Origin of the sequence: Paenibacillus kribbensis (genome assembly GCF_002240415.1) — a bacterium.
In the GTDB taxonomy this organism is placed as follows: domain Bacteria; phylum Bacillota; class Bacilli; order Paenibacillales; family Paenibacillaceae; genus Paenibacillus; species Paenibacillus kribbensis.
Window position 1 is genome coordinate 3,772,492 of the sequence record NZ_CP020028.1, and the last position, 15,377, is coordinate 3,787,868.

At 49.6% G+C, this 15,377-nt stretch carries 14 protein-coding genes; all 14 read right to left on the reverse strand.

Annotation, left to right across the window (positions count from 1 at the left end):
* Positions 1-80: 80 nt before the first annotated feature.
* A complete protein-coding gene (locus B4V02_RS16750) occupies positions 81-2,009 on the reverse strand; it encodes a PTS fructose transporter subunit IIABC (protein WP_094155661.1) in 1,929 nt (642 codons plus the stop codon).
* A gap of 67 nt (positions 2,010-2,076) precedes the next feature.
* Positions 2,077-2,988: a 1-phosphofructokinase gene (gene pfkB / locus B4V02_RS16755; RefSeq protein WP_094155662.1), complete on the reverse strand. Its 912-nt coding sequence runs from the start codon at positions 2,986-2,988 to the stop codon at positions 2,077-2,079.
* 2 nt (positions 2,989-2,990) lie between these two features.
* Positions 2,991-3,737 (reverse strand): DeoR/GlpR family DNA-binding transcription regulator, encoded by a 747-nt coding sequence (locus B4V02_RS16760; protein ID WP_007429740.1) that lies wholly within the window; start codon positions 3,735-3,737, stop codon positions 2,991-2,993.
* 441 nt (positions 3,738-4,178) lie between these two features.
* Positions 4,179-4,577: a hypothetical protein gene (locus B4V02_RS16765; RefSeq protein ID WP_208618686.1), complete on the reverse strand. Its 399-nt coding sequence runs from the start codon at positions 4,575-4,577 to the stop codon at positions 4,179-4,181.
* Complete coding sequence (locus B4V02_RS16770) at positions 4,565-5,221, reverse strand: sensor histidine kinase family protein (protein WP_094155663.1); 657 nt, start codon at positions 5,219-5,221, stop codon at positions 4,565-4,567. The genes B4V02_RS16765 and B4V02_RS16770 overlap by 13 nt, the downstream gene beginning before the upstream one ends.
* Positions 5,218-5,910 carry a response regulator transcription factor gene (locus B4V02_RS16775; RefSeq protein WP_094155664.1) on the reverse strand — a complete coding sequence of 231 codons (693 nt, stop codon included), beginning with the start codon at positions 5,908-5,910 and terminating at the stop codon, positions 5,218-5,220. The genes B4V02_RS16770 and B4V02_RS16775 overlap by 4 nt, the downstream gene beginning before the upstream one ends.
* A gap of 189 nt (positions 5,911-6,099) precedes the next feature.
* Positions 6,100-6,798: a respiratory nitrate reductase subunit gamma gene (gene narI, locus B4V02_RS16780; protein WP_094155665.1), complete on the reverse strand. Its 699-nt coding sequence runs from the start codon at positions 6,796-6,798 to the stop codon at positions 6,100-6,102.
* Positions 6,799-6,800: 2 nt separating this feature from the next.
* Positions 6,801-7,469 carry a nitrate reductase molybdenum cofactor assembly chaperone gene (gene narJ / locus B4V02_RS16785; RefSeq protein WP_007429735.1) on the reverse strand — a complete coding sequence of 223 codons (669 nt, stop codon included), beginning with the start codon at positions 7,467-7,469 and terminating at the stop codon, positions 6,801-6,803.
* A complete protein-coding gene (gene narH, locus B4V02_RS16790; protein WP_094155666.1) occupies positions 7,469-8,971 on the reverse strand; it encodes a nitrate reductase subunit beta in 1,503 nt (500 codons plus the stop codon). Before narH ends, narJ begins: the two co-directional genes overlap by 1 nt.
* Positions 8,961-12,647, reverse strand: coding sequence for a nitrate reductase subunit alpha (locus B4V02_RS16795; protein WP_094155667.1), 3,687 nt, complete (start codon positions 12,645-12,647; stop codon positions 8,961-8,963). Before B4V02_RS16795 ends, narH begins: the two co-directional genes overlap by 11 nt.
* Entirely contained in the window at positions 12,640-12,921 is a 282-nt protein-coding gene (locus B4V02_RS16800; RefSeq protein ID WP_094155668.1) for a hypothetical protein, read from the reverse strand. Before B4V02_RS16800 ends, B4V02_RS16795 begins: the two co-directional genes overlap by 8 nt.
* A gap of 52 nt (positions 12,922-12,973) precedes the next feature.
* Positions 12,974-13,300, reverse strand: coding sequence for a hypothetical protein (locus tag B4V02_RS16805; RefSeq protein WP_094155669.1), 327 nt, complete (start codon positions 13,298-13,300; stop codon positions 12,974-12,976).
* Positions 13,290-13,730 (reverse strand): hemerythrin domain-containing protein, encoded by a 441-nt coding sequence (locus B4V02_RS16810; RefSeq protein WP_094155670.1) that lies wholly within the window; start codon positions 13,728-13,730, stop codon positions 13,290-13,292. The genes B4V02_RS16805 and B4V02_RS16810 overlap by 11 nt, the downstream gene beginning before the upstream one ends.
* A complete protein-coding gene (locus B4V02_RS16815) occupies positions 13,730-15,301 on the reverse strand; it encodes a nitrate/nitrite transporter (protein ID WP_094155671.1) in 1,572 nt (523 codons plus the stop codon). The genes B4V02_RS16810 and B4V02_RS16815 overlap by 1 nt, the downstream gene beginning before the upstream one ends.
* Between the last annotated feature and the right edge of the window lie 76 nt (positions 15,302-15,377).

Genomic DNA, 15,377 nt, shown 5'->3' on the forward strand with positions numbered 1-15,377 from the left:
ACCAAAAAACCGCTAAACATCTCGATTTACGAGTGTTTAGCGGTTTTGTGTTTAAGATGATTATGAAGATGTCATGCCGGTTATTTCGCTGCGAGCGTTTTTTTCCACAGTCCCAGAATGAACGCGGATATCACGGAGCCAATTGCCACTGCAAGCAAGAACAGCAGGGCATGATTGGCAAGAGCTGCTACAAAGATACCGCCATGCGGAGCTGGAAGATTGATTTGCCAGAACTGCGTCAGACCACCAGCAATCGCTGAACCTACGATACAAGAGGTTAGCACGCGCAGCGGGTCAGCAGCTGCGAACGGAATGGCACCTTCTGTAATAAAGGACAAACCGAGTACATAATTCGTTAAACCGGACTTGCGCTCTTGCTCGGTAAATTTATTTTTGAAGAACGTCGTAGCAAGTGCGATTGCCAGCGGAGGTACCATACCGCCCGCCATAACAGCAGCCATCATAGCCCCGTTTGTGTTGCCACTGGAAGTAAAGACACCGATCGAAAATGCGTAAGCCGCTTTGTTGAAAGGTCCGCCCATGTCAATCGCCATCATTCCACCCAAAATGAGACCCAGAATGACTGCATTACCTGTACCCAAATTGTTCAGAACATTGACAAGCCATGTATTAATTCCGCCAAAAATCGGATCGAACAGATAGAACACAATCGCGCCAGCAATAAGGAGCCCAAATACCGGGTATAACAAGATTGGTTTTAAGCCTTCCAGCGCTTTTGGCAGACCTGCCAAAGCCTTGCGCAGGAAGATAACCACATAACCAGCCAGGAAACCTGCTGCCAGACCGCCAAGGAAGCCTGCATTCGAGTTAACGGCCATCAGACCGCCAACCATACCTGGCATCAGTGCCGGACGATCCCCTATACTCATCGCGATAAACCCGGCCAGTATCGGAATCAGGAAGTGGAACGCACCTGTTCCGCCACCAATCGTTTGCAGCAGCTTGACGATCGGATTTTCTGCTCCCAATACCTGTTCGAACAGGAAGGAAATCGCCAGCAAAATCCCGCCGCCTACAACAAACGGCAGCATATGAGAGATACCGTTCATTAGATCCTTGTAAATTTTACTGCCGACACTGGTCTTTTCTTCTTTCGTTTCCTGTGCGTTCCCCTTGCCTTCACTACGGTAGATTGGAGCATCGCCGTTGAGCGCTTTGCGGATCAGCTCTTCAGGTTTACGAATACCGTCACTTACCGGTCTTTGCAATACAGGCTTACCGTCAAATCTGGCCATTTCAACCTTTTTGTCAGCAGCAACGATTACACCTTTGGCACGACGAATTTCATCCGCTGTCAGTACGTTTTGCGCACCTTCTGAGCCATTCGTTTCTACCCGGATGTTTACACCCATCTCTGTCGCTTTCTTAATGAGAGCGTCTTCAGCCATAAACGTATGCGCAATACCTGTAGGGCAGGCGGTCACTGCAACCACAAACTCGTCTGAATTCGGGTTACCCACGATAACATCCGGCGTTTTCTGTGCTTTGGCAGCCTCTTTCTTCGCCTCTTTTGCTTCTTTAGCTGCTTCTTCTTCCGCTTGCTTGGCATCAAACAGCTCCGACACTTCGTCCGGTGTTTGCGTTTTCATCAACTTGTCGATGAAATCGGTATCAATTAGCAGCCGGGAAAGAGCTGCGAGTGTACGAAGATGTGTATTAGCTGCACCCTCTGGAGCTGCAATCATGAAAAACACTTTTGCAGACTCTCCATCCAGCGATTCGAAATCTACGCCTTTACTGCTCTTGGCGAAAACCACGGTCGCTTCATTCACAGCTTTGGTCTTGGCATGCGGCATCGCAATGCCGCCACCAATGCCTGTGCTCGATTCTGCTTCGCGTTTGTAAATCATTTCCTTGAACAATGCCCGGTCATTTATGCGGCCACTTGCTTCGAGACTGGCGATGAGTTCCTCAATCGCCCCGTCTTTTGTCGTAGCCTGCAAATCCATGATCATCGTTTCTTTAATCATCAGGTCTGTTATTCTCATTTTTCACACTCTCCTAAGTTCGGTCAGCGTGTAGACACACGCATAATAAGCTCATGGTGTAGCGGGATTACCAAGTTGAAATCGTGACTTGCGGCCGTAATTGTTCAATTTTCTCTCTAGTAGCCAGATCATCGGAGAACGCGGTTGCGCTTCCGGATGCCACTCCTGTACGGAATGCCTCGATCGGATCGCCAAACAGAGCCAGCGTACCCACGAATCCAGCAATCATTGAATCACCTGCGCCTACAGAATTTTTAACCGTTCCTGCTGGTACATTTGCGTGATACACTTCATCTGCCGTAATGAACAATGCCCCTTCTCCTGCCATGGAAATCAGTACATTTTTTGCACCTGCTTCCAGCAGCTTACGGCCGTAAGTGACGATCTCCTCCTTTGAATGAATAGTTACGCCAAACAACTCAGCCAGCTCATGGTGATTCGGCTTGACGAGCAGCGGCTTATGAACCAGTGCCTTCATCAGCGCCTCACCTGTGGTGTCGATGACGAATTCAGCCCCGGTTTGCTGGCATACACGAATCAACCGACTATAGAAGTCTCCTCCAAGTGACGGCGGGATACTTCCCGACAAGACGACAATGTCATTTTTCTGGAGACCCGACAGCTTCTGAACCAACGCATTCGCCTCATGCTCATGAATCGCAGGTCCCAAGCCGTTAATTTCCGTTTCATCGCCATGCTTGAGCTTTATGTTGATCCGCGTATCGTCTTCGATGACTACAAAATCAGTTTTAATGGATTCTTCCCGCAATGTATCATCGATAAACCTGCCTGTGAATCCGCCGAGAAAGCCAATCGCCGTGCTGTCTGCTCCCAATTGGTTCAGTATCCGGGATACATTAATTCCCTTGCCACCCGGCAATTTTAAATCTCGTTTCATCCGGTTCAAATCACCAAGCTTCAAGTCGTCAACTTCCACGATATAATCAATAGAAGGGTTCAGTGTTACTGTATATATCATTGTTATCCCTCGATTATCTTAGTTTTCTGAGCAATGGATCGGCGTGAGCGTTCAGGCACCGATTCGGTAATAAGGATAGCTTCCTTGAGTTCAAACAGTTTGGCGAAGGTAACCTCTCCGATTTTACTGGAATCCGCCAACACATAGGTTTTGCCGGACAGCTGGTGGGCTCGCCGCTTAATCAGGGCCTCTTCAGGATCAGGGGTGGTATACCCCATTTCTACATCTACCCCGTTCGTTCCGAGAAAGCACTTGTCGAATCGAAAATTGTCCAAATTCTGCAGGGCAATACTCCCGATTACGGCTTTGGTATGAGTTTTCATCATCCCTCCCAGTAGATAGCTTCTGATCCGCTTGCTTACCAGTGCCTCTACGTGGGATAGCCCATTCGTCACAACCGTCACGTCTTTAGCTTCAATGTAAGGAATCATCGCCATCGTTGTTGTTCCCGCATCCAGATAAATACATTCGCCATCCAAAATTTCTTTGGCTGCCATACGGGCGACTACATTTTTTTGTTGAACGTTTTTGAATGTTTTTTCATCCATGCCAGGTTCCTGGCTTTTTTGATTCAGCAAGGTTGCCCCACCATGAATCCGCTTTAGCAACTGACGGCCTTCAAGATCTATCAAATCACGCCGAATCGTTGACTCAGAAGCTCCCAACAAATCAGCTAATTCCTGCAATTTTACAACACCACATTCTTGTAAGCGCTGTATTATCAACTTGTATCTTTCTTCCGTCAGCATCTTCATTCCTCCAACTGTTCATATCGTACCACAAACTCTACAAAAAACAATCATTTTTATTCATAAAACTTCAAAAAACTTCATTTCAACTTCTTTTTTTTACAAAATGGTGAATTCCTGCTCCTATCATCATGGTTGCGTTTACATTGTAAGGAAAGGATAGCCATTTTTATGTAAATCCATTCTTTTTACATAAGGATTCAGCCATAAACGTTCAGAAACATTCTGAAAATGAACCAGCCCCATTTTACCACGATTTAAAAGCTGTTGTGGATTCCAATGACCAAACCATCCTATCCTTTGCTCCCTACGGTCCTATGTCTATATGTAAAATGGATTCATACGAGTGTTTTTGGATAGTAAAAGACCCTGGCCGTCAGGCCAGAGCCGATTAAATCTCGTCCTATTTGGAATGATCCGTGCATGTGCGGAAGCTTTGGACTACTCAGCACTGATACCGTCCATCCAGTTAAAGAGCTCATCCAAGTCATAGTCTCCTCTGTGTGGCACGCCCCAAGCTAGCGCGAAGTCAACGTTCAGGCGGCTGTTCACCAGATCCGCCGCCAAGATGGTTGGAATGGCCAAGGACGTATCACTGTCCATAGTGCCGAAGCGGATTCGCCAGTTACTAGCATTGGTAGCCCCCTCTTTACCGATGTAGTTCATAGGGTTCATCATCTTTATGATGTCCGCGTCGGCAAGGGTGCCGTTTACTTTGCTATTCGTCACGCCATACTGAGTAAAATGTTGTCCTTTGGTGGTTGCAGTGCCAAAAAGATCGTTCTCACCATTGCTTAGGTCCAATCCATCGAAGGCCGAAGGGGTCTTTATTCTGCCCATGTAGCCCTTATAGAAGTGATGGGTGATTTTAACTCATGACTGATATTCGTAATATAATATCTGCGTACATTTTCCAACAGCTTCATTTCTTTTACATACGATGACAAAAAATAGCCGATCACAATCGTTCCCAATAAAAGAGTGGCTGTAAACACCAAATAAAACCCGTTTAGTACAGCTTGGAATTCACTGCTTGGCTCCAACAAAAATACTACGCCGGTCGCTTTTCCGTTACGGACAATCGAAGTACCAACCACTACAGATTTACTTGGCAAGCCGCTAATATTTTTGAATTCAGCCCATTTTTTTTCGATTAATACTTGTGGGATATACTCCGTAAGCGCATTTTTAAATACTTCTGGATCAATGTCGAACAGAACAGGCCCTTTTTCTTCTTCTGTTTCAATTTCATTGCCATTAAGGTCATAAGCTTTCAAAATAAATGGATCAGCCTTTCTTGAAATCGTATTTCTTGCGCCTTCTGCCATATCAGCTGCTATTATAGACGCCAAAGGAAACAGGTCCTTTAATTTATAATTTAAAAAAATTTGCTTAATTGCATAGGTCCCCCCAAGATGCCCTAAAATAAAACAAAGCAGTATGGCAATATAAATCCCTTTTTTGTTCGAGACAAACTTTTTCATGATAAATTCTCCATTCTATAACCCATTCCATAAACAGACTTAATTTCGAATCCGATATTTTCCTGCGGTAATTTTTTTCTCATTCTTTTTATCAGATGATCTACGGCTCTTGTATCGCCAAAATAGTCATAGCACCATACTTTATTCAAAATTTGTTCTCTTGATAATACTTTATTTTTATTGATCGCAAAAAAAATTAATAATTCAATTTCTTTTGGCGTAAATTCCATTTTCTTACCCCGAATTTGTACCTCAAAGGTGCTTTGGTCAATCTTCATTTCACCTATAGTCAAAATCTCTCCTTGTTTCGCTAATGCATAATTCACCCGCTTCAATATGGTTTTTACGTGAGCAATGACTTCCCGGGGTGAAAATGGTTTTGTAATATAGTCATCTGCGCCTAGCTCCAAGCCGAGTATGCGATCAAACTCTTCATCTTTCGCACTTAGCATAATGATAGGAACATCACTCTCCTTACGAATATTCCGACAAACTTCCGTACCAAAAAGTCCTGGAAGCATAATATCCAAAATTACCAAATCGAAACGTTCCTGTTTCAGTTGTATAAGTGCATCCTCGCCGTTGTATACCGATTCAAATTCCATGCTTTCTGCCAGCAAATAAGCAGAGATGCTTTCATGAACAGCTACATTATCATCACAAATTAATACTTTTACTTTTTCAAGCACACCCATCACCTCTTTTTGTTATTTATTAGATTGAACAATTGTACACTTCTTTTTTTGTAAAATTCAAACATAAGCCATAAAATAACCATAAAAAAACCGCCAAACGTTTTGGGCATATCCCTGTGTTTGGCGGTTTTTTTCTATGATCCAAGTGATTATCCGGATTTTTTATCCATATCAAAATAGAAATTAGGTTCTCTCCCGTCTCCGGTAGCTGTTTCTGGAACGGTACTGCTGCGGGGCTCTCGCCGGATAACGTGCGGGAAAAGAAAACATATGGACCAGATGGGTAAACGGAATGGAAGCGAACAGAAGAAACGCCAGGATGATGTGAAGCTGAAACACGAAAGGAACCGTGGCCATCAACCCGTATTGCGGATTGAAGGTGAATAGGCTGCGAAACCAAGGCCCGATGGTCGTACGGTATTCATAAGTCACCACCGTCGTATTATACACGATGGTCATATAGGTGCCGATGGCAGCGATGATCAGGACTAAACTTACTGCAAAATAATCGCCAAAACCCGCATGGGCTCTTACCCGGCGGTTCAGGATTTTGCGCAGGAGCAGAAGAACCAGACCGACGACGACCATCAGACCGGCAAAACCGCCCCCCGCGATCGCAAATATATGATAGGTCTCATCGGATATGCCGAAGAAATGATAAACACTGCGCGGGATCAACACACCCATGATATGGCCAACAAACGCGAAAATGATCCCGTAATGGAACACAGTCGAACCGATTCTGAGCCATTTTTTTTCAAAAATCTCCGTGGAAGGAGCCGTCCAGCTGACCTGACGAAAAGCAAACCGATAGAGCAAGCCGAAGATCATCACCGCCAAGGTGAGATAGGGAAACACGACCCACCAAAAGATACCAGTCATCATTATACCTCCATTCCATTGCACGTTTTGTAGACGGGTAAATCCGAATCGCTACGAGCCGTGCCATCCATGCCAAACAGGATAGGGTAAGGCAGCTCATCCAGATCGGCGCTCTCCCGCTTGCTCTCCAGCATGCGAATCTCTTCTTCCGTAGGGACCTCGAAAACATCGGTCATCAGAAAGTTCAACAACCCGGAATAGGGGCTGTCTTCAGACAGATGCTTCCGAATCCGCTCCGTGGCTGCGGCCAGCCGGAGTTCCAGCGCGCGCACATGAACATTGTCGGACCTTACCGCCAGCAGCTCGTACAGCAGCGGAATAAAGTCGCACAGCTCCCCGCTCGGCATCATAAAGCCCGCATCCCGGACAATATGCTGAAGCAGAATCAGAGCTGCCCCACGTTCCCGACTGTCACCCAATTCATGAGCGGTCAGATAGAGTCCGGTCTTTTCCTTCCAATCGAACGTCCACACATAAACTTCCTGAAGCTCCTTGGGAGGAACCGAGAAGATGGCCTCCGCCGCCTGGCCAAACCTGCTCGCCAGCTCATGATCCTTCATTTCCTCTCGGACAGCTGCAAGCAGTTCCTCCTTCATTTCCTGAAAATCCTCACAGGGATATCCAAGCAATCTGGCGCAGGCTGCGAGTAAAACGGGCTTATGTTCCATCATCAGTGATCCTCCCTTGGGAAAAGATGTGACATGACCGCGCTTGACGGGGTAATGGATTCGATGCTGCAGGCCCCTTGCTTGTAGTGAAGCTCTTTCGCGCCATCCATTTCCCTTCGGGCAGTTGGAATCACAAACCTTTCGTTATATTTGGCAACAGCGAACAATCGGGTCATCTCTTCAATTTCCTCCACCGTCATTCCCGCCTCCTCCAAAAGCTGACTGTGCCTGAGATCATCCATGCCGCCAACGGCTCGCTGCCGTCTGTGTACACGCATGGCGGTCATTTTAAGCAAAACCCTGCGGATGACGGAGGTGTCTCCTGCCGTAAGCAGAGATGCCAGATACTCCATCGGAATCCGCATCTGATCGACGGCGGGAATATAGTGATCGGTCTGCAGCTCGTCTTCTTCGATATGGTTCATAATCGGGCTAAGCGGCGGAACGTACCACACCATAGGGAGCGTGCGGTATTCCGGATGAAGTGGCAGAGCAACCTTCCACTTCATGGCAAGCTTATAGATCGGCGAGCGTTGTGCCGCATCGATCCAGGAATCGTTGATCCCGCTTCTTCTCGCCTCCTTGATCACTTCCGGCTCAAAGGGATCAAGGAACACCGAAAGCTGGGATTCATACAGATCCTGCGGATTCTCTACGGAAGCAGCCGCCTTGGCCCGATCCGCGTCATAAAAGACGACACCGATATAGCGGATCCGGCCTACACAGGTTTCCGAGCAAACCGTGGCCAGGCCCGCTTCTGTCCGCGGGTAGCAAAAATTGCATTTTTCCGCCTTATGCGTATTCCAGTTGTAGTATACCTTGTGGTAGGGGCAGCCATTGGTACAGAATCTCCACCCCCGGCAGGCGTCTTGATCCACAAGTACGATACCGTCCTCCTCCCGCTTGTACAAAGCTCCGGATGGACAGGAAGCCACGCAGGAAGGGTTCAGGCAATGCTCGCAAATGCGGGGCAGGTACATCATGAACGTCTTCTCATACTCCATGGCGATGTGTTCCTGAAGCTGCTTGACATTCGGGTCCAGCGGTACGATCTCGCTTCCGCCAGCCAGGTCGTCATCCCAGTTCGGGCCCCAGTTCGGCTTGTCCATATATTCGCCGGTAATCAGGGATACGGGCCGCGCGACCGGAAGATGCTTCCGCTTGGGGCTATGAATCAAGCTATCGTAATCATAGGTCCACGGCTCATAGAAGTTGTCCAGACTAGCCATATTCGGATTGTAAAAAATATTCGCCAGCTTGGTGATCGGGCCCCCCGCCCGGAGTGACAGCTTTCCGTTTCGCAGCACCCACCCGCCTTTAAATTTCCTCAGGTCTTCCCATTCCCGAGGGTACCCGGGACCCGGACGGGTTTCGACATTGTTGTACCACATGTATTCCGTTCCGGGCCGATTGGTCCACGTGTTCTTGCAGGTCACCGAACAGGTATGGCAGCCGATGCATTTGTCCAGGTTCATGACCATGGCGACTTGTGCTTTAATCCTCAAGCCAGTCAACCTCCTTCAGCGGTCGGATGATTGTCATCGTATCTCTCTGACTTCCCGTCGGCCCGTAATAATTGAACCCGTAGCTCAATTGGGCATAGCCGCCGATCATATGTGTCGGCTTCATCGTAATCCGGGTCACACTGTTATGGGTACCGCCGCGCTGCTTGGTGATGGAGGTGCCCGGCACGCCAAGCGTGCGATCCTGGGCATGGTACATATAAGCGATTCCCTCTGGAATCCGGTAAGTCAGCACCGCTCTTGCAGCGATGACTCCATTCCGGTTGTATACCTCAATCCAGTCGTTGTCCTTGATCCCGATCGAGGCCCCGTCTTTTTCGTTCAGCCAGACGACCTGCCACCCACGGAACAGCGTCGACATTTGATTGGTGTCGGTAAACATCGTATGAATTCCCCATTTTTGGTGCGGGGTCAAATAACGGATGGTCATCGTTTTCCCTTTCACCGGAACTTCTTTTTCACCCTTAAAAAAAGGAATGTGCTCCAGCGGCGGCAAATAAAGCGGCAGCCCTTCACCAAAATCCAAAATCATCTCATGGTCCAGATAGAAGCTCTGCCGGCCCGTTAAAGTACGCCACGGAATGCTGTACTCCGTATTTAAGGTAAAAGGCGAATATCTCCGATTGTCCTTCTCCAAGCCGCTCCAGACCGGAGTTGAGATCGTATGCCGGGGCTGCGCAGTAATATCCAAAAGCGTGAAGGCCTCTTCTTCCCGCGGTTTGGAGATGTCCTCCAGCTTTTTACCGGTTTTAGCCTCTAGCGAACGCCAGCCTTCCACGGCCCGTTCCCCGTTCGTGGCGCCGGACATCAGCAAAATCGCTTCGATCACCTGTTTATCCCGGAACAGATCCGGCTGGCCTTTGCCGATCCCCTCATGTTTCGATGCCCCCAGCCGCTCCATGAGCTGGCCGTACACCTTGTCGCCGGGAATTTTAATCCCCTTTGTTCCATAACCCTTTTTAATGTTCGGTCCGATGGTAATCATTTTTCCATACACGTTCGGATAGTCACGCTTCACCAATAAAAAATGGGGCATCGTTTTGCCGGGCACTGCCTCCGTCTCCCCCTTGCGCCAATCGCGGATTTTTCCGTGATCCTGGGCGATTTCATCCGGACTGTCATGGCCGAGCGGTGTCATGAGAACATCCTCGCAGGCTGGCAAATGTTTCTCCGCCAATTGGGAGAACGTTTTGGCGATTTCCCGAAAAGCGTCCCAATCGCTTTTGCTTTGCCAAGGCGGTTCAACAGCCGGATTAAACGGATGGACAAACGGATGCATATCGGTCGTGCTTAAATCGTATTTTTCGTACCAGGTCGCTGCTGGCAGCACGATATCCGAAAAGAGCCCTGAACTCGTCATTCTGAAATCCATGCTGATGAACAAATCGGTTTTGCCTTCCGGTGGAACATCATCCGTCTTCACCGTCTCCGGCCGCCACGAATGGCTCGGGTCCGTCAACACCTGATTGTCCGCCCCGATCAAATGCTTGGCAAAGTACTCATGCCCTTTACCGCTATCGCCAAGCAGATTGGACCGCCAGTTGAAAAAGACACGCGGGAAATTATTTGGATCATTGGGGTGCTCCACCGCAAAATCCAGTTCTCCCTCTTTAACCATCCTGGCAATTTCCTGTACGGCCTCCTGGTCGTCCGAAAGCCCTTTTTCCCGAACCTGTCTGGCCACATCGATGGAGTTCTGGTTGAATTGCGGGAATGAAGGCAGCCACCCGAGCCTTACGGCCAGCGCATTGACATCCGCAGGATGCATATGGTTAAACCGCCCGCCCCAGGATGGTTTCTGCTCCTCATTGGCCTTGGCCTCATAACGGAACTGCTCTGTCGCGAAGTAGAAGAAGGAGGTTCCGTTTTGTAACCGGGGAGGCTTGATCCAGTCTCCGGCAAAGGCGATTTGCTGCCACCCCTCCACCGGCCTTACCTTTTCCTGACCCACATAATGGGCCCATCCGCCGCCGTTTACCCCCTGGGAGCCCGTGAGCAGCACCAGATTCAGAATGGACCGATAGATTTGATCGCTGTGGTACCAGTGATTCGTTCCTCCGCCCATAGCGATCATCGATTTTCCGCCCGTCTTGGCCGCATTTTCGGCAAACTCCCTCGCTACCTGAATGCAATGGGATTTCTTAACGCCGGTAATCGCCTCCTGCCAAGCCGGAGTGTAAGGCTTCAGATCGTTATAATCGAGCGGATAATCGCCCGGCAGTTGCTGTCTGGGTACGCCTGCATGAGCCATCATAAGGTCGTAAACCGTCACGACTTTGAGCGTCCTGCCTTCCGCACTCGGCAAATGTTTTACCGGAACCCCGCGCCGGACCGTCCCTCCTTCCGCTTCCGCAAAATAAGGAAAGTCAACGAGAGCCACTTCATCCGCTTCATCAATAAATGACAACAGGGGGTCCAGCGCTGTCCCGTCGGGGTTTTCGAGATCCAGATTCCACCTGCTGTCCTGATCCCAACGGAAGCCCTGGCTGCCGCCCGGAACCGTTGGCGCTCCTGAAGCGACGTCCCAGACTACCGTTTTCCATTCGGCCAGCTCCTGGGCATCGCCCAAGTCGGAGGCCCGAAGGAAGCGGCCTGAACGAAGCGCATCGGCATGTTCCTCCAGAATCACGAGGAAAGGCAGGTCTGTAAATTTTTTAACATAATCCATAAAATAAGGGACCTGCTGATCCACGTAAAATTCTTTGAGAATGACGTGGGTCATGGCCATGGCAAGCGCGGCATCGGTCCCGGCTTTAGCTGGCAGCCAAATGTCCGCGAACTTTTCATATTCGGAATAATCGGGGCTGACCCCGACCACCTTGGTGCCGTTATAACGGGCTTCCACCATGAAATGCGCATCAGGAGACCGGGTTTGCGGAATGTTGGTCCCCCAGATAATGAAATACTTGGTGTTATACCAGTCGCCGCTTTCCGGCACATCTGTTTGTTCTCCCCAAACCTGCGGCGAGGCAGGAGGAAGGTCTGCATACCAATCATAAAAACTGAGGATAGTCCCGCCAATCAGCGACAGGAAGCGCGTCCCTGCCGAATAACTCACCATGGACATGGCGGGGATCGGGCTAAAGCCGACGACACGATCCGGACCGTATTGCTGAATGGTATGGATAATAGAGCTGGCGATCATCTGACAGGCATCATCCCAATCCGCCCGGACGAAGCCACCTTTCCCTCTGGCCTTGACATATCTGTCGCGCTTTTTCGGATCACTGACGATGTTTTTCCAGGCCATGACCGGGTCCTCCACAACGGCCAGCTCCTCACGCCACATGTCGTACAAATCGCCGCGGATATAGGGATACTTCACCCGGATCGGGCTATAGGTATACCAGGAAAAGCTTGCCCCACGCGGGCAGCCTCGGGGCTCATACTCGGGGAAGTCATCTCCCGTGGTCGGGTAGTCCGTTTTTTGTGTTTCCCAGGTGATAATGCCATCCTTGACGTAAACATTCCAACTGCAGGAGCCGGTACAGTTGACGCCATGTGTCGACCGAACGACCTTGTCATGCTGCCAGCGGCCGCGGTATAGGCTCTCCCAATCCCGGGATCTGGGGCTTTCCTCGGTCCATCCCTCGTTAATGGCCTCTCCGCGCTGCAAGTATTTCAACGCTTCAAGCAGCTTGTTTTTATGCTCAGCCATTGTACAGATGCTCCTTTCCCTGCTGGTTTATCGGGTTAAACCTTTCCCCTGTCAGTTTGAAGCTGTCTTGTCCCGACTGAAGCTCTTCCATAAACACTTCCCAATCCGCTGCGTTGCAAGCCGCGATCATCAGGCGCTGAAGCTCGTTCAGATCCTGCAGCCGGCAGATTTGTTCTTGCACAGGCTGCGGCGCTCCGCCGAATCTCATCTCAAGCAAGGCAAGCAAATCATTCCGATCATCCCGGACAAACTGTTCCGTTTCCGCCTGATTCATCTGGTTCGCCTTCTTTCGTAGCCGTTTTTTTAACTCATTTCGCCGACCTTTGTCAGAATTTCATCATTTTAAAATAATCGGCAATCATCGATTTCTTAATCTTTTCCGTCGCCTGTTTAAAAAAGGTCAAGATCTCCTCGTCGCCGTCTTCCATCGATGCCCAGGAAAATTTCCTGCTGGTGACCTGCCCCAATTCCTCGCCAAATCGGAGGTAGACGGTGATGCCGTGATCATCGGTCCGGCCACCCGCCTTCACATCATAAGGATGAAGGTGGAGCATCTCGAGCTCTTGTACAAGTAGCCGATATAGCCTCGGCTCCACGGATTGAAGCGGTTTGTCGGGAAGCATCGCCGACAGTGTATGGGTCTCATTTTTCATGAAGCAGTCCCTCCACTTCTTTTTCCAGCATGTTCATTTCATCCCGGTTATGCAGTTCATCAACGACAATCAAGGCTTGAAAACGGGCAAGAAGCTCGCATCCCACCTTGCCTTGCGCCAGCAGTTCCTTAATCTCACCGACAATTTCCCGCATTAATTGATGATCGCGAGTCAGGGAAATAATGACGTTCTTCAACTCCGGCTTGATGTCGACAGCCTCCACATATAATCCTTCCTCTTCGCTGGCTGCGTGCTGAAGCGTACGCCCCTCCCAATGCTCCACCGTGATGTAAGCGATTTCCTCCGCCTTGTCCAGTTCGCCTTTTTTTATACTTCTGTCCAACAGCTCTGTAAGTTCTCTTGCTTCGCCCAAGGCCGCCTCATGAATCATCGAATGGCTGTCCACATGTCTTAGTGCGGGTCCTGACATTACTCCCCCGCCTCCTTTCTTGTTGCTTTTTTTGAGAATTGATTCTCCGCCAGCCTGTCGCCTTCACCTTCCCCGATTACGGAGTCAGCCTGCGAAAGGTCGCTGAATATAGCCACATAATGGGTGGCATTCTGCTCGTTCGTGATCGCCGTTACGGAGAGCCACTCCCGAAAAACCTCCCCGTTTGCCTTGCGGTTGACGATCTTTCCCTGCCATTTTCCGGTAGTCAGCAAAGTGTCCCAAAAGGCATTATAGAAAGAGCGATCATGGAAGCCGGAGCTGAGTATATTGGGAGTTTTGCCGATCACCGCTTCTTTCGGATATCCGGTGACCTCGGTGAAGGCGGCGTTTACGGTATGGATCACGCCCTCGGCATCAGTGACCATCACAGCATCGGCTGTGGACTTGATAATATCCGACGCAAACTCCAGCTTGTTGCTAAAAAACACCCACAGAACAAGTATCAGGCTGGCCAGCGAGGCCTCGGACAAGGCCATAAAGCCGATTGCATAGTGGCCTGTCCACCCAAACAGCAGGGTAAGCAGCAGTGGAGGAAAAAAGCCGCCCAGACCGCCCGCAGCAGAGACGATCCCGCTGGCAATGCCCCCCTGCTTGGAAAAGTAAAGCGGGACCAGCTTGAACACCGCGCCATTCCCGATACCGGCACACACGGCTACCATCAAACAGCCCAACGTAAAAAGAGGCATGGTCAATCCGAAAGAGAGCAAAACTCCTGACAAGGTTAGCCCGGAAAACACAAACATAAGAACGACAAAGGGATTAGACTTGTCCGACAGTATCCCGCCTACCGGACGGAGAAAGGTCGCCAAGGCGATAAAACCCGCCGTCCTGAGTCCGGCATCCACCTTGCTTAATTCAAAATAGCTGACCAGAAAACCGGGGAGATAGATCGTAAAAGCTACGAAGGAGCCGAAGGTGATGAAGTAAAATATGCTGAAAAACCACAGCTTTTCGTTGCGATAAACCTGCTTGAGCTGATCCTTCCATGACCTTCGTACGCGTTCTTCGCGCTTATCGCCCAAAAACAGATTCAGCAGAGCGAAAAGGACCAGCAGAATCAAAAAAAGCTGAAGGGCTCTTGACCAGCCGATCGCATCAGCCACCCACGGTGCGCCGAAGGTAGAGATGGCCGTACCCAGGTTCCCGATCCCGTATATCCCGTTGATGGTGCCCTGCTTTTCTTTGGGATAATATTTGGGTAGTGAGGTCACACCGACCGAGAACGTAGCTCCGCCTATCCCAAGAAAGAAGCCCCCGACCGCCAAATCCAGAAAAGTATTGGCCTGGCTCAAGTAGTAGACGGGAGCAAGCAGAATAAAGAAGCTGACCGTATTCATCAGCCTTGCCCCGAAGCGGTTGGTCAGAATCCCCGCCGGAATTCGCAGCAAAGAGCCCAGGATTACCGGGATCGCGGTAGACCATGCTCTTTGTCCAGCCGTCAGCGGAATATCCTGACTTATGTAAGAAATCAGGGAAGAGATCAAGACCCAGGCCATAAAGGAGACAACCAGGCTTAAGGTTTGCAATGGCAGCTGAATTTTTTTAACCATGTATAGCTCCCCTTTGGAGATTATTCTCATCACAAACATAGGATATAGTACCCATTTTTGACAAACTACTCACCTT